Source organism: Ruegeria sp. SATB027 (assembly GCF_059613825.1).
The window spans coordinates 165041-184629 of the sequence record NZ_JBXWTH010000093.1; the positions used below are offsets into that span (position 1 = coordinate 165041).

General features: G+C 58.0%; 19 protein-coding genes and 1 tRNA gene. 7 read left to right on the top strand and 13 right to left on the bottom strand.

Going from position 1 to position 19589, the window contains the following annotated elements:
* The first annotated feature begins 29 nt into the window (after positions 1-29).
* The 4 genes from AC2FPW_RS21845 to AC2FPW_RS21860 are packed head-to-tail and all read left to right on the top strand — an operon-like array spanning position 30 to position 3865.
* On the top strand, positions 30-896 hold the full coding sequence (locus AC2FPW_RS21845) for an FAD binding domain-containing protein (RefSeq protein WP_480482127.1): 867 nt from the start codon (positions 30-32) through the stop codon (positions 894-896).
* A complete protein-coding gene (locus AC2FPW_RS21850) occupies positions 893-1372 on the top strand; it encodes a (2Fe-2S)-binding protein (RefSeq protein WP_209597982.1) in 480 nt (159 codons plus the stop codon). Before AC2FPW_RS21845 ends, AC2FPW_RS21850 begins: the two co-directional genes overlap by 4 nt.
* On the top strand, positions 1372-3627 hold the full coding sequence (locus AC2FPW_RS21855) for a xanthine dehydrogenase family protein molybdopterin-binding subunit (protein ID WP_496815372.1): 2256 nt from the start codon (positions 1372-1374) through the stop codon (positions 3625-3627). Before AC2FPW_RS21850 ends, AC2FPW_RS21855 begins: the two co-directional genes overlap by 1 nt.
* Positions 3620-3865 carry a MoaD/ThiS family protein gene (locus AC2FPW_RS21860; protein ID WP_170346142.1) on the top strand — a complete coding sequence of 82 codons (246 nt, stop codon included), beginning with the start codon at positions 3620-3622 and terminating at the stop codon, positions 3863-3865. Before AC2FPW_RS21855 ends, AC2FPW_RS21860 begins: the two co-directional genes overlap by 8 nt.
* On the opposite strand, the gene AC2FPW_RS21865 is transcribed toward AC2FPW_RS21860, so the two are convergent.
* Positions 3862-4566 (bottom strand): lysophospholipid acyltransferase family protein, encoded by a 705-nt coding sequence (locus AC2FPW_RS21865; RefSeq protein ID WP_480919205.1) that lies wholly within the window; start codon positions 4564-4566, stop codon positions 3862-3864. The two genes, AC2FPW_RS21860 and AC2FPW_RS21865, sit on opposite strands and share 4 nt — an antisense overlap.
* A 141-nt stretch (positions 4567-4707) precedes the next feature.
* On the opposite strand from AC2FPW_RS21865, the gene AC2FPW_RS21870 reads away from it, so the two are divergent.
* A tRNA-Trp gene (locus tag AC2FPW_RS21870) sits at positions 4708-4783 on the top strand.
* Between the two features lie 164 nt (positions 4784-4947).
* Here the strand turns inward: AC2FPW_RS21870 and AC2FPW_RS21875 are convergent.
* Positions 4948-5160: a hypothetical protein gene (locus AC2FPW_RS21875; RefSeq protein ID WP_480482122.1), complete on the bottom strand. Its 213-nt coding sequence runs from the start codon at positions 5158-5160 to the stop codon at positions 4948-4950.
* A gap of 443 nt (positions 5161-5603) precedes the next feature.
* Here AC2FPW_RS21875 and lptF point away from each other — a divergent pair, with 443 nt between their 5' ends.
* Positions 5604-6743, top strand: a complete 1140-nt coding sequence (lptF, locus tag AC2FPW_RS21880; RefSeq protein WP_496815374.1) for an LPS export ABC transporter permease LptF — start codon at positions 5604-5606, stop codon at positions 6741-6743.
* Positions 6744-6745: 2 nt separating this feature from the next.
* Here lptF and AC2FPW_RS21885 read toward each other — a convergent pair whose 3' ends face one another.
* Positions 6746-7579, bottom strand: a complete 834-nt coding sequence (locus AC2FPW_RS21885; protein WP_496815376.1) for a LysR family transcriptional regulator — start codon at positions 7577-7579, stop codon at positions 6746-6748.
* Between the two features lie 101 nt (positions 7580-7680).
* Here AC2FPW_RS21885 and AC2FPW_RS21890 point away from each other — a divergent pair, with 101 nt between their 5' ends.
* Positions 7681-8271: an HD domain-containing protein gene (locus tag AC2FPW_RS21890; RefSeq protein WP_480919208.1), complete on the top strand. Its 591-nt coding sequence runs from the start codon at positions 7681-7683 to the stop codon at positions 8269-8271.
* On the opposite strand, the gene speB is transcribed toward AC2FPW_RS21890, so the two are convergent.
* The 10 genes from speB to AC2FPW_RS21940 all read right to left on the bottom strand — a co-directional run bounded on the left by speB (position 8268) and on the right by AC2FPW_RS21940 (position 19299).
* Complete coding sequence (speB, locus tag AC2FPW_RS21895) at positions 8268-9110, bottom strand: agmatinase (RefSeq protein ID WP_496815378.1); 843 nt, start codon at positions 9108-9110, stop codon at positions 8268-8270. The two genes, AC2FPW_RS21890 and speB, sit on opposite strands and share 4 nt — an antisense overlap.
* Positions 9107-10276, bottom strand: coding sequence for a carboxynorspermidine decarboxylase (gene nspC, locus AC2FPW_RS21900; protein ID WP_496815379.1), 1170 nt, complete (start codon positions 10274-10276; stop codon positions 9107-9109). The genes speB and nspC overlap by 4 nt, the downstream gene beginning before the upstream one ends.
* An 85-nt stretch (positions 10277-10361) precedes the next feature.
* Positions 10362-11585 (bottom strand): saccharopine dehydrogenase family protein, encoded by a 1224-nt coding sequence (locus AC2FPW_RS21905; RefSeq protein WP_496815380.1) that lies wholly within the window; start codon positions 11583-11585, stop codon positions 10362-10364.
* 22 nt (positions 11586-11607) lie between these two features.
* On the bottom strand, positions 11608-13497 hold the full coding sequence (gene speA, locus AC2FPW_RS21910; RefSeq protein ID WP_496815382.1) for a biosynthetic arginine decarboxylase: 1890 nt from the start codon (positions 13495-13497) through the stop codon (positions 11608-11610).
* A 100-nt stretch (positions 13498-13597) separates the two neighbouring features.
* Positions 13598-14683 (bottom strand): DUF1513 domain-containing protein, encoded by a 1086-nt coding sequence (locus tag AC2FPW_RS21915; RefSeq protein WP_496815384.1) that lies wholly within the window; start codon positions 14681-14683, stop codon positions 13598-13600.
* 3 nt (positions 14684-14686) lie between these two features.
* Complete coding sequence (locus AC2FPW_RS21920) at positions 14687-15697, bottom strand: imelysin family protein (RefSeq protein ID WP_496815385.1); 1011 nt, start codon at positions 15695-15697, stop codon at positions 14687-14689.
* 3 nt (positions 15698-15700) lie between these two features.
* Positions 15701-17248, bottom strand: coding sequence for a di-heme oxidoreductase family protein (locus AC2FPW_RS21925; protein WP_496815386.1), 1548 nt, complete (start codon positions 17246-17248; stop codon positions 15701-15703).
* A complete protein-coding gene (gene bfr, locus AC2FPW_RS21930) occupies positions 17208-17693 on the bottom strand; it encodes a bacterioferritin (protein ID WP_267365109.1) in 486 nt (161 codons plus the stop codon). The genes AC2FPW_RS21925 and bfr overlap by 41 nt, the downstream gene beginning before the upstream one ends.
* Positions 17641-17934: a (2Fe-2S)-binding protein gene (locus AC2FPW_RS21935; RefSeq protein ID WP_480831407.1), complete on the bottom strand. Its 294-nt coding sequence runs from the start codon at positions 17932-17934 to the stop codon at positions 17641-17643. The genes bfr and AC2FPW_RS21935 overlap by 53 nt, the downstream gene beginning before the upstream one ends.
* Positions 17935-18027: 93 nt before the next feature.
* A complete protein-coding gene (locus AC2FPW_RS21940) occupies positions 18028-19299 on the bottom strand; it encodes an imelysin family protein (RefSeq protein WP_496815388.1) in 1272 nt (423 codons plus the stop codon).
* Positions 19300-19589 lie beyond the last annotated feature (290 nt).

A 19589-nucleotide genomic window follows, 5' to 3' on the forward strand; every position in this document is an offset into this window, starting at 1 on the left:
TCCCTGACCAACAGGTGCGAGGTAGCATTATGGATTATCACAGCCCCGCCAGCTTTGCCGAGGCTTCGGCTCTGGCCGCAAATGCGACGGGCATCACGCGCTTTCTGGCGGGCGGCACCGACGTTTTGGTGCAGCTGCGCTCGGAGTTGGTGACGCCTGATACGCTGATCGACATCAAGAAAATCAACGGTGTACACGACATTACCCGTAATGCTGATGGAAGCTGGACATTGGGAATTGCCGCAACCGGTGCCGAAATGAGCGAGCACCCCGAGTTGGGTCGTGACTGGCCCGGTGTGGTCGAGGCGATGGACCTGATCGGATCAACCCAGGTGCAGGGGCGCGCAACACCGACCGGTAACCTGTGTAACGGCTCACCTGCGGCTGATTCCGTGCCCGCCATGGTCGCAGCTGGTGTGACTGTTACCGTGACCGGCCCGGACGGCACTCGCGAAGTCGCGGTCGAGGATATTCCGACCGGCCCCGGTAAAACCTCGCTGGCCAAAGGCGAGCTGATCTCGGCGGTCAATATCCCGGCACGTGGCGAAAACGGCGGCGATGCCTATCTGCGGTTCATCCCCCGCACCGAAATGGACATCGCTGTGGTTGGCGTTGGTGTGAACCTGCGTCTTGACGGCGACACCATCACCGAGGCCCGTGTATCACTGGGCGCCGTGGCCCCGACCGTTCTGCTGGTCGAAGACTGTGCCAAGGCCATTATCGGCAGCGCGCTGGATGATGCGGCCCTGGATGCGTTGGCCGCCGCCGCCTCTGCCGCCTGTAACCCGATTGACGACAAGCGCGGCACGATCGCGTTCCGTACCGAGGTCGCAGGTGTTCTGGCAAAGCGCGCCGCGAAAATTGCCTATGCCCGCGCGAAGGGAGAAAACGCATGAAAAAGCTCCACGTAACCACCACCGTGAATGGCGATGCGGTCGAATACCTGTGTGATCCGCGTGAAACCCTGCTGGATTGTCTGCGCGACAAGCTGAACCTGACAGGCGCGAAAGAGGGCTGTGGCACCGGCGATTGCGGCGCGTGCTCGGTCACCGTTGATGGCCGTCTGGTCTGTTCATGTCTGATGCTGGGTGTCGAGGCCGAAGGTAAGCAGATCGAAACGGTCGAAGGCATTGCCGACGGTGATATTCTGCATCCGCTGCAAAAGAAGATGATCGAATACGCTGCCCTGCAATGCGGCATCTGCACGCCGGGCATTCTGGTGGCGGCCAAGTCTTTGCTGGAGAAAAACCCGAACCCGACCGAGGAAGAGACGCGGTATTGGCTGGCAGGCAACCTCTGCCGCTGTACTGGGTATGACAAGATCATTCGCGCCGTGATGGATACGGCGGCTGAGATGCGGGAGGCGTCGTAATGGCTCTGGACGATCGTAAATCAGACTTCACTTTTGTCGGCACCCGCCCCAACCGTCCCGACGGTCTGGACAAGGTGACCGGCCGCGCCAAATTCGGAGCGGATGCCTACGCCCCGGGAATGCTGCATGGCGCGATCCTGCGCTCACCTCATGCTCATGCGCGGATCGTGAAAATCGACACGTCGAAAGCCGAGGCGCACAAGGATGTCAAAGCTGTTGTGACGCGCGCCGACTTTGCTGACGTGCCGTTCAAGCCCGGTCTGGAAGGTGAATTCTACAACGTTCTGGAAAACGTTATGGCCGGTGAGAAAGCGCTATATGACGGGCACGCGGTTGCAGCGGTCGCTGCGACTTCGGCATTGGCGGCGCGTGACGCGCTCAAGCTGATCGAGGTCGAATACGAAGTTCTGCCCCACGTCACCGATGTGGACAAGGCGATGGCACCGGATGCGCCTGTGATCCGCGAAGGGGCAGCGGATTATTCTGTGCCGGAAGGAATGCACCCGAACGTTGTGCGCTATCATGAAAGTGGTCACGGCGATGTCGAGGCCGGATTTGCCGAAGCGGATCTGGTCATTGAAGACAGTTTCGTCACCGAAGCGACGCATCAGGGTTATATCGAACCACACGCCTGTCTGGCCATATTGGGTAATGACGGCAAAGGTGAGTTGTGGTGCACGACACAAGGGCATTGGATTGCGCAGAAAACCTGTGCCGCGCTTCTGGGAATTGAAACCTCGCAGTTGCGCGTCACTGCGTCTGAGATTGGCGGAGGGTTTGGCGGTAAGACAACCGTTTTCATCGAACCCGTCGCACTAGCGCTCAGCCGTAAGGCCAATCGCCCGGTCAAGCTTGTGATGACCCGGTCCGAAGTGTTCCGGGCCACTGGTCCGACTTCGTCTGCCTCGATGGATGTCAAGATCGGCATGAAGAAAGACGGCACGATCTCGGCGGCCCAGGGTGTTTTCCGCTTGCAGGGCGGGGCCTTTCCCGGCGCGCCGGGCGACATGACAGCCATGTGTGCCTTTGCGCCGTACAACCTGACTAACGTCAAGCAGATCGGCTATGACGTTATGGCCAACCGCCCAAAGCAGGCAGCGTACCGCGCGCCGGGTGCACCAATGGGTGCCTTTGCGGTCGAGTCGGTGATCGATGAGTTGTGCAACAAGCTGGGACTCGACCCCGTTGAGGTACGTCTGAAGAACGCCGCGCATGAGGGCACGAAAGCCAGCTATGGACCGACCTACGAGCGCATCGGTCTTGTCGAAACGCTGGAAGCAGCCAAGGCACATCCTCATTATTCGGCTCCGCTGAAGCCGGGGCAGGGGCGCGGTATTTCCTGTGGCTTCTGGTTTAACCATGGTGGCGAGACCAGCGTTTCGCTTGCCTTGTCCGAAGATGGCTCGGCTCAGGTGATGGTCGGGACACCTGATATCGGTGGCTCGCGCGCGTCGATGGCCCTGATGGCAGCCGAGGTTCTGGGCATCCCGTATGAAAACATCCGGGTGACCATCGCCGATACGGCCACGTTGGGCTACAATGACGTAAGCCATGGCTCTCGCGTGACCTACGCGTCAGGGCTGGCGACGATCAAAGCAGCGAGACACGCGGTCGAGAAACTGTGCGAACGGGCCGCGGCCAAATGGGGCATCCCGGTTGATGCGGTGAAATGGGAAAACGGCTGTGCGGTGCCCTCAGGCCCGAATGCAGGTGATTTCGATCCGATGCCGCTGGCCGATATCACCGCTGATATGGGCCGCACCGGTGGGCCGATCTCGGGCCATTTCGAGGCAACCCCCGAAGGTGCCGGCGTGTCTTTTGGCACCCATATCGTCGATGCCGAGGTTGACCCGGAAACCGGTAAGACCAGTGTGACCCGCTACACGGTCATTCAGGACGCAGGCAAGGCGATCCATCCGACCTATGTCGAAGGCCAGTATCAGGGCGGTGCCGCGCAAGGTATCGGCTGGGCCCTGAACGAGGAATATATCTACGGCGAAGACGGTCGCTTGCAGAATTCGATCTTTCTCGACTACCGCATCCCGGTTGCCAGTGACCTGCCGATGATCGACACCGTGATCGTCGAGGTTCCGAATCCGGGCCACCCGTTTGGCGTTCGCGGTGTGGGCGAAACGGGTATCGTGCCGCCACTGGCCGCCATTGCCAACGCTGTGTCTAACGCGGCTGGCGTGCGGATGAAGCGGTTGCCGATGTCGCCGCCACGCATTCTGGCCGCTCTCAAGGACAATGGTTGAGGTTCACCTCTGGTCCGGCCTCCGGTCACTGACCGGGGGCCAGCAGGTGGTTGAGGTCGAGGCTAAAACCACTGGCGAGTTGCTGCGCGCGCTCGTGCGTGCGCATCCGCAGCTTCAGGCGCCCATCGACGCTGGCGTGTCTATCGCTGTCGACGGGCGCGTGATCGCGACCGGACTGACCGAACCGATTCCCGAAGGCAGTGAAGTCTATCTGATGCAAAGGCTGAGGGGCGGTTAAGCGTCAGGCGACCAAGGCTCGCGCCCGACCATTCGGTCTGCCTCGGCCGTGATATCGTTCATATGCTGCTCAAGGCTCTGGCGCAGGGTTTCGATTTCGTCTTCACTTGCTTTGCGCGGAACTGTTTCTGTCCATTCCCGGCACAGAAACACCCCCTCGTTACCCCATGGGCGAGGCATCAATAGATGATCCCATGTTCCCGCTTCGCGCCCATGTTTCGCTGAAAAGGTAATTCCAAACACGCGTTTGCCTGATGTGCGCGCCCAAACCAGCGGAACCGTTGACAATACCCGCTCTGGCCCACGGGGTCCGTCCGCCGCTATGCCAATGGATATTCCCTGTTTCATCTTTCCAAGCACTTCGCGTGATAACGCCACGTGGCGCTGATGACTGGACATGGCAATCGTGTCCATTCCGAACAGCTTTTGCACGCGACCCACCATGCTGCCAGCCCGCGCAGACGATGTAATCGAACAGATGCGCCCCTTGTCGAGTGGGAAGAAATAGGGCGACTGCGCCAGCCGTTGATGCCAGAGAACAACGATGACCGGCTCACCCTGTTCGGCCAACTGGTCCAGCTTTTCATAGCCGATGCGCTGCCAGCGTGTGTTGCGGTGTACCAGCCGAATGTAGTTTGCAATCCGACGCGCCACCCAGTTTAGCACAGCTTCGCTGTTTGCAATCTTCTTACGGAGGTTCACACCGGGTTCCTTCTGCTAACCGGTCCTTGTCTTAGCGCACCACGCGGTTTGCGCAACTTGTTTGTCCGGGCATTTCGTGGCTCGGAATCTGAAAAAGCCTCTTGAGTCCGCCGCGCGGCTGGCATATCTGGGGCTCACTACAGGGGTATAGCTCAGTTGGTAGAGCGACGGTCTCCAAAACCGTAGGTCGCGGGTTCGAACCCTGCTGCCCCTGCCATTGAAATCGTCCGAATACTAAGTTGTGATATCAAAGGGTGAATGGGTTTCAGCCTTGGAGTTCGCTTTGCCTGTCTTCAGCCAATTCGCGCTTGGGTCATTACTGGTCGCAGAATTGGCTTCGGCAACACTGCTACAATGGTGCGAGGCCATCGTGCCCTGTTATTATCTTTTGTTGGCACCTGTGTTTTCGTGCGGACCTACGGCATCCAGCTTTTCAGCCCACATATGCTGATATTCTTGAAACACCGCCGGCTTGTTTGAGTGGAGCGCCATCAATGCACACGCGGCCCACATAGCGACATCGTAATCCGAGTCGGTCTTTTTCAGTAATTGCGCATTCAGTGCAGCGGCTTCTGATGTCGAAGGTTTATGCATTGCCATCGGACCCCTTGTGCCAACTGGTACTGTTACTCGCAATCGTCCTGCCCCGGACACTCACCAAAACCAACAGATTTCATTATGTGGGTAGAACAGTGAATGGACTGGAAACAAGGCGTTAACGTGTCATTAACTTTTTGCTGGGGCAGATGTCTACAAGAGTGTTCATGTGAACGGTCCAAAGGTGAACTAAGTCACAGATCAATCACTTGAATTCCGCTTTACTTACAATTGTTACGAGTTGGCGCTCACGTTCGGTACATGACGCTGTTTTGTTTTTCCCTCCTGTGGCTGGGGCGCGCTTGTGGTTGAGCGCGCCCTTCCCATGTCCGAATAACTAGGTAACCGCCGATGCCTGTTCTGAGGCAGTAATCGAGGTTTCCTTGGGTGGGCGATTGACTTATTGTCCGGCCACGACGCAATCAGCCGGATGAGGATACATGTCGCGTTTTGATGGATATTTCCTGCGGCAATTGCTGGTTTTATTCGGCTTCTTCACCCTTGTCCTGGTGGGTGTGTTCTGGATCACCCGTTCCGTCAGCCTGTTTGACAAGGTCATCAGCGGTGGCCAGTCCGCTATGGTGTTTCTTGAATTCACCGCGCTTACCCTGCCGACGCTGGTTCGTACAGTTATGCCGATGGCGGTATTTGCGGCTGCTGTCTATGCGACCAATAGATTGAGCCGCGAAAGCGAGATGACAGTGATGCTGGCAACCGGGTCAAGCCCGTGGCGACTGGCGCGTGCCGTAGTTTTGTTCGGTGTGATCACCGGTCTGATGATGGCCGCCATCAGCGTTTTCCTGCGCCCGGCCTCGGTCCAACAACTGGAATTCCGGCAAGCCGAAGTTGCAGGAGATGTGACAGCGCAGTTGTTGAATGAAGGTGAATTTCTGCACCTTGCCGAAGATGTTACGGTTTACATCGGTGGCATCGATCTGGACGGTACGTTGCACGAGGTGTTCGTATCGGATCGCCGCGACCCGGAAAACGCGGTCAGCTATTCCAGCGTGACAGCCTATCTGGTCAATAACGACGCGGGAATTCATCTGGTGATGGTCGATGGGGTGGCGCTGCGTCTGAACAAGGCGGGCAGGGTTCTGTCCTCGACTCTGTTTCAGGACGCATCATATGACATTTCGCAACTGACGAACGCAAGCCCGTTGGCAAACCGCAGCCTCGAAGCCATTCCAACCTCTGATCTGATCCTCAACCGGGATGCGATTTCTGAAACCGAGGGGTTCAGCCAGGGTAAATTGATCGAAGAACTGCATCAGCGATTTTCCTGGATAGCCATTTGCATCGCCGTATCGCTGGCGGGTTATTCAACCCTGATGTTAGGCAGCTTTTCACGGTTTGGATTGTGGCCTCAGATTTTGGGTGCCTTTACCATTCTTGTGCTGCTTGAGGGCGTACGCGGGTTTGTGTCCCCGGTTGTGATCGATGACCCGAAGCTTTGGGTGCTGCTTTACCTTCCTGCCGTTATGGGTGTGTTGATCTCGTGCTGTTTTCTGCTTGTCGCAGGTCGCCCGCTTTTACGGAAACGTGCGCGCGGGTCCGAGGTCATCCCAACACCCGCTTGATTTCAGGTTCGAAGTTCTTCCAGACAACGACGAATGTCGTCGAATTCTTCGCGATCACTACGGGCGACCAGATACATCGGCAGCCGCAGGCTCACACTGTCCTCGACCGGTTCGAGTGCACCCGAAGCCAGATGTTGCGAAATGACGTAATCGGGGAAGTAGCCGCATCCGCCTCTATGCAGGACATAACGTAGCGCCATCATGCAATTTCCCAGAAACAAGATCTGCCCCGAGGCGCGTCGCACGGCCGATCTGACGTGGTCTTGGTAAATCTCTCCAAGTTCAAGGTTGACGAAGACCAAATCGTTTTCTGCTGTTGCTGCTTGCGGGGTTCTGACCAGGGTTAGAAGCTCCGGTTCCAGCTCGTGATAGGTGACGCGTCGGTCTGATGGCGTTTCATGCGTGATCGCCACGTCCAGCACATGGGTCGCCACAGCTTCAACCATGTTCAGATCGTGGTCGTAATTCAGTGTCAGCAGCAGTTTGTCAAAGCGCTGTTCAAACCGAACAGCCAGATCCACAAGCAAAGGGTCCCAGATGCTAAGTTGACTACCCAATCGAAGCGCTGGACGGTTCTGTGTCTGCAACGGTAAATCCCGCGACGCGAAGGCCCAAAGGGACAGAATTTGTTCTGCATATGGTTTGAATTGTCTGCCAAACTCGGTCAGCGCCGTGCCACCGGCTCCGCGGGTAAACAGTGGTCTGCCGGTTTCTTCTTCGATCAGATGAATGCGCGCGCTGACGGCCGTTTGAGTTACATTCAGCTTACGGGCAGCGGCATGAAAACCACCTGTCTCCGCCACACATAGAAAGGTTTCCAAAGCTTTGGTTCGCATACCGAGAGTATTTTTTGATCGCTGTGATAAAATCAATTCATTTTTTTGAAGTTGCGACTCGTAATATTGTCGGCTTCGGGAAACACGCCAAAGGATCAGCCATGTTGGACAAAAGCCACAAACCGACCTGGACCAGTTTTGAGAATGCCACCAAGGCCGACTGGGACGCCGTTATGGATTATGAAGAGGCGTATAATGCCGCCTTGCCGGATCGCATTCTGGACGCCATTCGGTCACTGGACGAGGAATGGACACCCTATCCGGTCAACCGGTATCAGCACAGCCTTCAGGCCGCGACCCGGGCTTACGAGGATGGCGCGGACGAGGAGTTGGTGGTCGCTGCCCTGATCCACGATACCGGCGATATTCTGTCACCCTACAACCATGGAGAGCTGTCAGCGGCGATGATGAAGCCCTATGTCAGCGAGAAAACCTATTGGATACTCAAGCACCATTGCGTGTTTCAGGGTTTCTACTACAACCACCACCTTGGAGGAGACCGCAACGCGCGCGACAAGTATCGCGACAGCCCCCATTGGGAGGACTGCCGCTATTTCTGCCATGAATACGATCAGAAGGCGTTTGACCCAGACTATCCGACGAAACCGCTGGAGTTTTTTGAACCCATGCTGCGCCGCATCCTGAGCAAGGGCGAAGGCCATATGGAACTGAACGAAACTGCCGAAGATTAACAGGCAGCCATCAGGCGATAGACAATCTGAGCTGTGGTGAAGTCCCAGGCGGCATTGCCGTCCGGGGCCAGCTCAACCACATCGAAGCCCACGCATCTGCGCTCCTTGAGCGCGTGCTCGACCAGCCGCAGTGCCTGATAATAGCCCAACCCGCCAGGCACCGGTGTTCCGGTGGCGGGCATCAGCGATGGATCCAGCCCGTCGACGTCGAAACTGACATAGACCAGCTCGGGGAAGTCTGCAGGCAGGTCGACCGAATGGATGTTACCTGTCACCAGTTCCTCGGCATCCACATGAAAGACGTGGTTTTTCAGTCGGCTTTGGGCCTCTTCAGTTGAAAAAGCGCGAACACCGAACTGGGCGAGCCGAACGCCTTCTTCGGCAAGCAGGTGCATCACTGAGGCGTGAGAGTGTTTTTCGCCCTGATAAGCGTTGCGCAGGTCGGCATGGGCGTCGATCTGGACGATGCCGATGGGTTGGTTTAGCGCACGGGCCACACCTATCACTGCGCCATAGCTGAGGGAATGCTCGCCGCCCAAAGTGACCGGTACCTTTCCAGCCCGAATTGCAGCCTCGGTGCGGTGCGCAAGGCGTTCCATTACCTCGGGCAATGGGCCGTCACAATTTAGCGGTTCTTCGGTGAAAATCCCTTCGACACAGGGCTCTGCGTGACCGGTGATGCGTTCCAGTTCATTACTGGCCTCGATAATTGCCTCGGGGCCTTTGGCCGTGCCGGACCCGTAAGAGACCGTGCGCTCCAAAGGCACCGGGATCACGCGAAAGCGGGCATCTTCGGTGCGTTCGGATGTGGTCAATTCGCTGTCGAGAAAAATGCTCATGAGAGTCTGTCCTTGAAGTCGTCATATCCGAACTGCCGGATGATCTTCAGCTCGTCCGTTTCGCTGTTCCACAGGGCGATTGTGGGCAGGGGGACGCCATTGAAGGTGTTTGTCTTGACCATCGAGTAATGTGCCTGATCGAGGAAGGCAAAACGCTGTCCGATCTCCAGCGGCTTGTCCCAAGTGTAGTCGCCAATCACGTCACCCGCCAGACAGGACGGGCCGCCAAGGCGATAGGTATGGCCTGTTTCGGCCTCATCCATAAGGGCAGGGCGATAGGGGGCCTCGATCACGTCGGGCATGTGACATGTGGCCGAGATATCAGTGATCGCGAGGTTCATGCCGTTGGTCGGCAGGTCGAGGATTTCACCGATCAGAATACCTGCGTCCAGCGCCACAGCCTCACCGGGTTCAAGGTAAACATCAATGCCATAGGTTTCGCGAATGTCCTTGAGGAAGGCCACCAGCCCGTCGCGGTCATAATCATCGCGGGTGACGTGGTGGCCACCGCCGAAGTTCAGCCATTTGAGCTGATCAAGGTAGGGTTTGATCTTCGGTTCGATGGCGGTCCACGTGCGTTGCAGCGGTTCGAACCCCTGTTCGCAAAGCGTATGCATGTGCAAGCCGTCAACGCCGCGCAACGTGTCGGCGGTCAGTTGGCTGACTGGTGTGCCAAGGCGCGAGCACGGGGCGCAGGGATCGTATTTCGGAACCTCGCCTTCGGAATGTTCCGGATTGATGCGCAGGCCAACCTGCACTTTGGCGGTTTGGGCTTTGGCGAGAAACCGGTCCTTTTGGGCAGCGGAGTTGAAGATGACGTGATCGGACAGCGACAGGATTTCGTCGATATCCGCGTCTTTGTACCCGGCGCAGAAGGTTGCGACCTCACCGCCATATTCCTCGCGTCCCAGCCGGGCTTCATAGATACCCGAGGCGCAGGTTCCCGCAAGGTGCCGGCGCACCAACGGGGCCAGCGAAAACATCGAAAACGCCTTGAGTGCGCTGAGAACATGCGCGCCGGAGCGGGTTCCGACATCAGCGAGGGTTTTCAGATTCCGTTCAACCGCCTTTTCGTCGACCACAAAGCAGGGGCTGGGTACACGGGAGAGGTCGAAATTGCGGAAGGCGCCGGCGTCACCGGCCTGTGTGGTCATCATGTCGGACATAACCGGCGTCTCCGTTTGGTGGAGAGGCCGGGGGCGCTGCCCCCGGACCCCCGGGATATTTAGGGCCAGATGAAGCTAAAGCGGATCAGAAGTTAACCGGGCCGTCGAGTTCATGGACCTGCCATGGCAAGCCATGTTCGTTCAGCATGTCCATGAAGTCGTCCGGGTCGAGCTGTTCCATGTTCCACACGCCAGGCTCGGACCAGTTGCCTTTCAGCACCTGCGCCGCGCCGATCATGGCGGGGACACCGGTGGTGTAGCTGACTGCCTGGCTGCCGACCTCGGCATAACATTCTTCGTGATCGCAGATGTTGTAGATGTAATAAGTCTTCTCGCCCGAGCCATCCTTGGCCTGACCTGTGGCGATGTCGCCGATGCAGGCCTTGCCCTTGGTTTCCGCGCCCAGATCACCGGGATCGGGCAAAAGGGTTTTCAGGAACTGGATCGGGATGATTTCCTTGCCGTCATGCATCACTGGGTCGATGCGGGTCATGCCGACATTTTCCAAGACCTTGGCATGCATGATATAGGCGTCGCCGAAGGTCATCCAGAAGCGGGCGCGCTCGATCTCGGGGAAGTGGGTCGAGAGCGATTCCAGTTCCTCGTGATACATCAGGTACATGTTCTTAGGGCCGATGGCGGGGAAATCGAACTCGACCTTGTGGGTCATGGCGGGAGAGTGTTTCCATTGGCCGTTTTCCCAGTGGCGCACTTCGGCCAGCACTTCGCGCAGGTTGATTTCGGGGTTGAAGTTGGTGGCAAATTCCTGATCGTTCGAACCGCCATTGGCGTCCAACACGTCGATCTGGCGGATGGTGTCCAGCTTGTGCTTTTTTAACCACTTGGCAAAGACCGATGTAACACCGGGATCGAAGCCCGAACCAAGGATGGCGGTCAAACCGGCCGCTTTGAACCGTTCCTGATAGGCCCATTGCCAGTGGTATTCGAACTTGGCCTCATCCTCGGGCTCATAGTTTGCCGTATCCACATAATGAATGCCCGCCTCAAGGCATGCGTCCATCAGCACCAGATCCTGATAGGGCAGGGCGAGGTTCACGAGGATTTCAGCACCGGTTTCCTTGATTAGCTTTACGGTGTCTTCGACCTTGTAGGCGTCCAGTTCGGCGGTCGCGATATCAACGCCCACACGGTCTTTCACCGACTTGGCGATCGCGTCGCATTTCGATTTCGTGCGGCTGGCCAGTGTGATTTCGGTGAAGATATCCGAATTCATTGCCATCTTGTGCACGGCAGCGTGGGATACGCCGCCCGCGCCGACAACCAGTGTTTTGCCACTCAAAGTGCCCATGGGGGTGATCTCCTCTCAGGGGTTATTCGTAATAGGTGTAACCGTTGATCGAGTCGCGGTAAGCGCTCATCAGGGTTTTGCGGTCCTTGGCTTTCAAGGTGCCGGTCGAAATCGCCTCATCCACCATTTTGCGGAAGGCGGCGACGCAATCCTGCGGGTCGAACTCGACATATGACAGAACCTGGCTGATCGTGTCGCCCTCTTGTTCGTGCAGCAAGTCAAAGCCGCCATCCGGGCGCAGGTCGATGGTGACCACGTTGGTGTCACCAAAGAGATTGTGCAGATCGCCCAATGTCTCCTGATAGGCACCGACGAAGAAGACACCCATGAAGTATTCGTCCTCTTCAGGCAGGGAATGCACCGGCAGGCTGGGGGACACACCGTCGGCCAGAATAAACCGGTCAATCTTGCCGTCGCTGTCGCAGGTGATGTCGGACAGCACGGCGCGACGGTCGGGGACCTGATTCAGATATTGCAGCGGCACGATCGGGTGCAGTTGGTCGATGGCCCAGACATCTGGCAGCGACTGGAACAGCGAGAAGTTGCAGTGATAGATATCCGCAACCTTTTCAAGCTGGTCATTCAGGTCCGTTTCCAGATCCTCTGACGCGGCCAACGCCTTGAGCCGCGCCATCAGCGACAGGTATATCCGTTCGGCCCGGGCCATCTGACGCAGGTCGACATAGCCGCGACGAAACAGGGCGCGCAGCTCGTTACGATAGAAGGTGGCGTCGTTCCAGCATTCCTGCAGGCGGTCGCGAGAGAGGTATCCGTGCACCGCGGCGAGGTCCGAGACCAAGTGGTGGTCATCTGGATCAACCTCGGGGCCATTGGGCGCATCGTAAAGCGTGCTTTCGAGCACGTTGAAGACCAGCATCGAGGACGTCGCCACCACGGCACGCCCACTTTCCGTGACCAGTGTCGGGTGGTCCACCTCTGCCTCGTCCATGGCGTAGGCCACGGTTTCGACGACATTGGCACAGTATTCTTCGACCGTGTAGTTGATCGAGTTTTCGGCGGCTTTCTTTTCGCCGGTGTAATCGACCCCCATGCCGCCACCCAGATCCAGGTGGGTCAAAGGCACGCCTTCGCGCGTAAGCTCGGTGTAATAGCGACAGGCTTCGCCCACAGCACGGCGCACATCGTTGACATCCTGAACCTGGCTGCCCAGATGTGAATGCTGCAGCTTGAGGCAGTGCAGCAACCCTGCGTCTTTCAGCTTGTCTACGGTGGCGATAAGCTGATCGGTGTTCATCCCAAAGGCCGAGCGGTCGCCCGAGCTTTCTTCCCATTTGCCGCTGATCTGGTTGGTCAGCTTCACCCGAACACCGATCAGGGGCTCGATGCCCAGTTCGTTGTAAACTTCGATTACCGTGTCGGCCTCTTTCGGGCTTTCCAGAACGATGACCGTGTTGAACCCGATCTTGCGGCTTAGAATAGCCAGTTGGATGAATTCGGCATCTTTGACACCGTTACACACGATCAGCGCTTCGGGGGCCAGGCGATGCGCCAGCGCAATCACCAGTTCGGGTTTGGAGCCGGCCTCGAGCCCATAGTTGTATTTCTTTCCAAACTCGACGATCCGGTCAACAACCTGCGCCTGCTGGTTCACCTTGATCGGGAATACGCCGCGATAGCTGCCTGTGTAGCCCACGCGCGCAATCGCATCACGAAAGCTCTCGTTCAGATGGGCAATTTCGTGTTCCAGATAAGACGCGACGCGCAGGACCATCGGTGCTTTGATGCCACGGTCGTCCAGATCGCTGAGGATACCGGGCAGGCTGATCGCCGCTGCCTCGGGGGCCATGGGATTGCGCAGACCGATCTCGCCCTGTTCGGTCACCTCGATGAGGCCTTTGCCCCATTTCTCAACTCCGTAGATGGAATGCGGTGCGTCGGGCGTCTGTTTCAATCAAGTCGGTCCTTAACGTAGGGTGCCAGTTTCGCGCCCGCCAATACGGCAGCAGTTTGATTCTTCCAAGTGTAAACTATCTGATTGGGGATTCCGAATGTTACGCGGACGGGTGGATCGGGATCAGATGATTGTCCCATTGGCATTCGGCGCGGGTTCGAACAGTTGGGCGCGCGCCCATCAATGTCCCGAAGGCACCTGTTCCCGTAGTAAAGACCAACCCGGTCGCCCCGGCCCCAAGCCCGCAGACATCCTCAAGCGCGAAGGCGCCGTTGAATGTGCCGCTGGTTGTGTCGAACTGGTGCAGCGCATTGCCGCGCGGACAGGTTATTGCGATCATATCGGCGTTGGCTGAAAACGCGACGCTGCCAGCGTATCCCTGCAACATGCTTTGTTCGTGATCCGGCGCGGTAAGCAGGCGCGGGGCTTCACCCTGACAATGCAAGCCCAACAGGGGCGGGTGTTCGGACTTGCTGCCCTGCCATTGCATGGCAAAGCCAACCAGACCGTCGCTCCGCACCGCCAGATGGCGGATCGAGTTTTTGTGAAGCTGGTGAGGTAACGACACCTGCTCTTGGATCCTGCCCGACAGGGTGAGATAGCTCAGGTTGGGTGCCATCGTCGGCAGGTTCAGCTTTGTGCGCCCGGTTTCGGGGTGGGTTTCGATCCCGCCATTGGCAATCACCAGCGTTTCCCCGTCGGGCATCAGGCGCATGTCATGCGGGCCTATTCCACCAGATGAAAACTCACCTAGGCGCGCAAAGCTTTTAGCGTCCCAGACACTGACGATACCAGTCCCGGCTTCGTAGTCGTTTTCGGTGGCAAGAAAGTACGCGCCATCCGCCGAGAATGTGCCGTGGCCATAGAAGTGTCGGCTTTTAGGGGCCTTTAGCTGCGCAATCTGCGCGCCGGTTGCGCAATCGATGACGATGGCAAAGGTGCCCGGACGTCTGGCAAACGCGACCGCCAAGGCCTTGTGTGGATGGGCAGCGGCCGCATGTCCGCGTCCGGGTAGACGCACGGAGAACACGATTTTCCCCAATGTGCTCAACCCGGCAAGTCGAAAGGACCCGTCGGGAAACAGCCCTGCGGCCAGAAAATCAGGCGAACCGGCCGAGGCCCACCCGCGGATCGGGGAAATCGCGGCTGCGGCAAGACCGGCAAGAAAATGGCGGCGTGACGTCACGGGTTAGTCTCCGTCCAGCGAGTTGAATCCTGCGCTGATCCCCAATGTCGGACCCAGCTCGGTCACGGCGAAGGTGCGGATATCGTGGATCGACTGTTGAAGCGCCTCGATCCGGAACCGGGCCTGGGGATATGAAACCCCGGCAAGCGAGGGATCGTCAATGGATTGAGCGTTCTGGATGGCACGCGCAAACGCAGCGTCCAGTTCCGACGCGATTTCGGCGTGATCAAAAGACAGCCGTGCAGCTAAATCTCGCAAGGATATCAGCGACAGTTCTACATGGCGTAAAGACCGCCCGGACCGCCACGCTTCGGCCCGGTTCGGACGGGGGCGGTCAAATGTCCCCATGGGGCGACCCAGCCGAGTGTCAGCCGTGAACTCAAGACTGGTAGCCAAGGCCTTGAACAGCTCCTGCATTGCTTCGTCCTGCGTCCGGTAGCGTCTGTTCTCTTGGGGTTGGGTAAGGCTAGGGGCATAGCTGTGCCAGTCCTGCGCCATCGCCCGGGCATTGGCATCGATATCCGCCGTGATCGCCCTGATCAGCGCGCAGCGATATTCGGCACCACCCTGTTCCGCGTAATTGGGATCGAACAACATCCGTTCGAGCGCGAAGAACCCGCGCCCTGCTATGGACGTTTCGGCATAGGTCTCCGGGCTTTGCACGGCGTCATCCTCGGTTGCGATATGCTGGGACAGGGCTTTGGTGGTGAACCCTTTCGTGTCCGGCCAGAACGCCATGGCGAAAGCGCGGTCATCGACCTCGGTCGGACCAAACCGCAGGTGGCTGGCGGATATCCAGCTATCGAAAGCCGCATCGTAGGCCGCGCGCAGCTCCGGTGAGGTCGGATCGCACTCAACCAGTGATGCGCTGACTAGCGCGCCTGTCGTTTCCGGGAGCGTGTCGAACCGGGGCAGGATATGGGTTTCTGTTACATCCATCAGGATCGGCGCGCGATCCTGTGCCTGCGCGGCAAGTGGCATGATCAACGCTGCAACAAGGGTAAGAACTCGCATGGGTCAGAGGCTCTCCAGAAATTGGATCAGGGCGTCACGGTCGGCTTTGGGCATCGAGATAACGGTGTCGCGGGCAGCCTGCGCTTCACCGCCATGCCACAGGATTGCTTCAAGCAAGTCGCGCGCACGCCCGTCATGCAGAAACTCTGTGTGGCCCGAGACGCGTTCGGTCAGGCCAACGCCCCACAAAGGCGGCGTGCGCCATTCCCGGCCCGTTGCGCGGGCCTCGGGGCGATTGTCGGCCAGACCTTCGCCCAGGTCATGAAGCAACAGGTCGGTGTAGGGCCATATCAGCTGAAAACTGTGCTCGGGCCGGTTTTCCATCCGATGAGTTACATGTGACGGTGTGTGGCATGACGCGCAGCCGGTTGCATGAAACACCTCTTTCCCGCGAAGGACCCTGGGGTTGTCCATGTCGCGGCGACCCGGCACGCCCAGATTGCGGCTGTAGAAAGCGACCAGGTCCATACCCTGATGATCGATCTCAAAGCCGCGCTCATCATTGTCGCCGTGCGGGGCTTTGATGCAGTTCACCTGCACATTGGTGCAATCCCCGTGCGGAGCAGGGTAGAGTGGGTTCGATATGCCGATATCCCCGGCAAAAGCAGCAGCCGATTGTTCCATAACTGTCGGCATCCCCGCCTTGTGTCCGAACCGGCCCATCATCGGCGTGTCAAACTCGACCGACCAGACGATATTCGGGCGGCCCGATATGCCGTCCCCATCCAAATCGTCCGGGTCGGCGTTGGCAAGCAGGTCTTCGACCGGGATCGCTTCCAACAGGCCAAGCCCGATCATCTGCGGCGCGACCCGTGGGCTTAGCATCGCGTTGGGGTGCAGCGGGCCATAACCCAGATCGGCTGCCTGATAAGTCGGGCGGCGCAATGAGGCGGTTTCACCGTCAGAAAGCTCCACCGGGATTTCTTCGTACGAGATGTCCAGCCGGTATTCCGCTGGATGGCCTGCCAGTGCGAAATCCTGCATCTGCCCACCATAGGTAGGCTCGGGCAGAGTGGCGATGTAATCTTCTATCGCTGCATAGCCATCTTCCGACGTGCCGGGGATCGAGACCCGCAGAAACATCGAAACCGCGTTGTCATCGGGCCCGTTTGGCGTGTGTCCGCGCCCATCCTTGATGTGGCAGCGCTGGCACGACCGCGCGTTATAGAGCGGCCCCAACCCGTCAGAGGCGAGCGTTGATGAGGGCGACGAAATCCAGACCTTCTTGAACAGCCCGTTTCCGACTTTGAAATTCAGTTCCTGTTCAAAGCTCAGGTTGTCTGACGGTTGCGAGAACGCATCCGCGTCCGTACGAACCCGAACAGTCGCGGCCCCGGCGGGCAGTTCTTCAAACTGCTGCGGTGCGCTGAAATCCTGGGGCGGTGCTGTGACAACGGCAATTCGGGCGCGTTCTTCGTCAGTGCGGGGGGTGACGTTCAGATGCAGGTCCTGTAGCTCGGCTGACAGGGAAGGGGTGGCCGCAAAGGCGACCACCGACAGGGCAACAAGGCTATTCGCCTTCGTCCATTTTTGATGCGTTGAGTTGCGCATAATTGGCTTCGCCGATCCTTTCATAGAGGTCGAGCTGCGTTTCGAGAAAGTCGATATGGCCCTCTTCATCGGACATCAACTGCTCGAACAGCGACATCGAGACATAGTCGCCGGCATCCCGACAATATTCGCGCGCTTCCTTGTACAAGGCCCGTGCATCGATCTCGGCCGCAAGGTCACATTCCAGCGTTTCCTTCGGTGTTTGACCGATCCGAAGCGGGTCCAGCTTCTGAAGGTTGGGGTGGCCTTCCAGAAAGATGATCCGTTCGATCAGCTTGTCCGCGTGGCCCATCTCTTCGATGCTTTCCTCGCGGCTTTTCTTGGCCATGTGGCCAAGCCCCCAGTCTTCCTGCAACCGGTAGTGCAGCCAGTATTGGCTGACTGCAGTCAGTTCATGCCGCAGAGATTTGTTGAGATATTCGATGACTTTTGGATCGCCCTTCATCTGCACTCTCCTGTGATACTGCCGCGCGCAGGGCGCGGAGTTGCATGGGTACTTCGAGATTATCGCTTGACCGCATCGTGTCCAGAAACAGAGGCATGCATCCGCCGCAATCCGCCGATTTTCCAAGAGCATGGTAAACCTTGCCGGGGGTGATGATGGTTTGGGGGTCGGCTGTCCGCATCCAGTCGATGGCGGCGCGGATGTCGTGGTCCGAGATATTGGTGCAGTGGCAGACAATCATGAATGTTGGATTGGGTTTGTGTGGTTCAAAGGGCTGGCGGGTCAGTGTGCTGAGTGTACCGGGGGCAGGCAAGCCCCCGGCGCGCGTTCTTGTTTAGTGGAATACCGCGTCGGGGTTATCCAGACTGTCTGATCCTTCAAATTCAATCTGGTCCAGTTCCAGTGCGGTCACGATGCGCTCGATTGTCTTGGTCTGGTCGATCAGGCCGTTGACGCCGGCCATGATTAGGGTTTCACCGCCTTCGTTGCCGCGTTCCAGCATTTGGTCATAGGCAAACCCTGCTTCCGCGGTCGATTTGATCCTGCCAAGGGCTTGCATCGTGACGGCCAGTTTCGCCTTCATCTCGGCGTCCAGTGCCGGATCAGTTGCGATTACCAGATCGGCCAGCGATGCGCCTGATACAGGTGTGCCATCGATGCGGGTATAGCTGCCCAGATAGACGTTCAGAACGCCCAGTCCATCGTAGTAATGGCTGTTGTGGGTGTTGTCCGAAAAGCAATCATGTTCTTCTTCCGGGTCGTTCAGCATCAGGCCCAGACGCATCCGCTCACCCGCTTGTTCACCGTAAGACAGTGAACCCATACCGGTCAGGATCGCACTGACGCCCGCCGTTTCATTTTCCATCAGCGCCGTGCGCGCCGCGCCGCCTTGTTTCCACTGATCGGCCATCCAGGTCAGATCGCTGACCAGCAGGTCGGTTGCGGCGCTCAGATACTGGGCACGACGGTCGCAATTGCCACCAGTGCAGGTATCGCCGTTCGCATAATCAGTGGCTGGACGGTTGCCTGCACCGGCCCCGTGGCCGTTCATGTCCTGACCCCACAGCAGGAACTCGATAGCGTGGTAGCCGGTCGCGACATTGGCTTCGATACCATCAGCTTCGTGCAGGGATTCGCTCAGTAGTTCCGGAGTAATCTCGCTGGCGTCAATGGTTTCGCCCGACAGTTCGAAGCTAGGGTTGGCGATGACATTCAGAACCGCAAACTCGTTCTCATCCGTCGCGCCACCATAGGCCGCGTCGACATAATCAATCAGACCTTCATCCAGTGGCCAACCGTTTACTTTGCCTTCCCAGTCATCAACGATTGCGTTGCCAAAACGATAAACTTCGGTCTGTTGATAAGGCACACGCGCTGCAACCCATGCTGCCCGTGCCGCATTCAGGGTCGCGTCCGAGGGTTCGGCAATCAGCACACCGATTGCGTCCCGCAAAACCTTTGCCGCAGTCAGGCTGTCGTCATACTTGGCTTCGGCAATATCGGCATAGGTTTCCAGAATATCCGCTTTTGTCGGCACATCACCGGCAAAAGCAAAAGTGGCTGTCGCAAATGTCAAAGCGCTGGCTGTTGCAAACAACTTGGTCATAGGGGTCGTTACTTTCTTGTCTGAACTGTCAAATCAGGCGGGTTTGTTCCCGCGGCGGCTTTCGTTGAAATAACTGAGTTAAAAAGTCAACATTGTCAATCTGAGTTTTTTTGTCGGATAATGAAACCGCTGACTCGGTTGCCACTATCCCCATATCTGGCGGGGGTTCGGTCCGGCGGATCACATTGTGCGGTACATGTTTCGGGCTAAAATCGGCTCTGTTGCACAAATCGGATTTTGAGCGCAGTTCCCCTTTCCCCGGACGGACTTATCCTACGGGCTCTGTGACA

What these genes read in the sequence shown, in the direction of transcription:
- AC2FPW_RS21845 (WP_480482127.1), top strand. Translation starts at nt 30, where the DNA reads ATGGATTATCACAGCCCCGCCAGCTTTGCCGAGGCTTCGGCTCTGGCC.
- AC2FPW_RS21850 (WP_209597982.1), top strand. Translation starts at nt 893, where the DNA reads ATGAAAAAGCTCCACGTAACCACCACCGTGAATGGCGATGCGGTCGAA.
- AC2FPW_RS21855 (WP_496815372.1), top strand. Translation starts at nt 1,372, where the DNA reads ATGGCTCTGGACGATCGTAAATCAGACTTCACTTTTGTCGGCACCCGC.
- AC2FPW_RS21860 (WP_170346142.1), top strand. Translation starts at nt 3,620, where the DNA reads ATGGTTGAGGTTCACCTCTGGTCCGGCCTCCGGTCACTGACCGGGGGC.
- AC2FPW_RS21875 (WP_480482122.1), bottom strand. Translation starts at nt 5,160, where the DNA reads ATGCATAAACCTTCGACATCAGAAGCCGCTGCACTGAATGCGCAATTA.
- lptF (WP_496815374.1), top strand. Translation starts at nt 5,604, where the DNA reads ATGTCGCGTTTTGATGGATATTTCCTGCGGCAATTGCTGGTTTTATTC.
- AC2FPW_RS21885 (WP_496815376.1), bottom strand. Translation starts at nt 7,579, where the DNA reads ATGCGAACCAAAGCTTTGGAAACCTTTCTATGTGTGGCGGAGACAGGT.
- AC2FPW_RS21890 (WP_480919208.1), top strand. Translation starts at nt 7,681, where the DNA reads ATGTTGGACAAAAGCCACAAACCGACCTGGACCAGTTTTGAGAATGCC.
- speB (WP_496815378.1), bottom strand. Translation starts at nt 9,110, where the DNA reads ATGAGCATTTTTCTCGACAGCGAATTGACCACATCCGAACGCACCGAA.
- nspC (WP_496815379.1), bottom strand. Translation starts at nt 10,276, where the DNA reads ATGTCCGACATGATGACCACACAGGCCGGTGACGCCGGCGCCTTCCGC.
- AC2FPW_RS21905 (WP_496815380.1), bottom strand. Translation starts at nt 11,585, where the DNA reads ATGGGCACTTTGAGTGGCAAAACACTGGTTGTCGGCGCGGGCGGCGTA.
- AC2FPW_RS21920 (WP_496815385.1), bottom strand. Translation starts at nt 15,697, where the DNA reads ATGCGAGTTCTTACCCTTGTTGCAGCGTTGATCATGCCACTTGCCGCG.
- AC2FPW_RS21925 (WP_496815386.1), bottom strand. Translation starts at nt 17,248, where the DNA reads ATGCGCAACTCAACGCATCAAAAATGGACGAAGGCGAATAGCCTTGTT.
- bfr (WP_267365109.1), bottom strand. Translation starts at nt 17,693, where the DNA reads ATGAAGGGCGATCCAAAAGTCATCGAATATCTCAACAAATCTCTGCGG.
- AC2FPW_RS21935 (WP_480831407.1), bottom strand. Translation starts at nt 17,934, where the DNA reads ATGATTGTCTGCCACTGCACCAATATCTCGGACCACGACATCCGCGCC.
- AC2FPW_RS21940 (WP_496815388.1), bottom strand. Translation starts at nt 19,299, where the DNA reads ATGACCAAGTTGTTTGCAACAGCCAGCGCTTTGACATTTGCGACAGCC.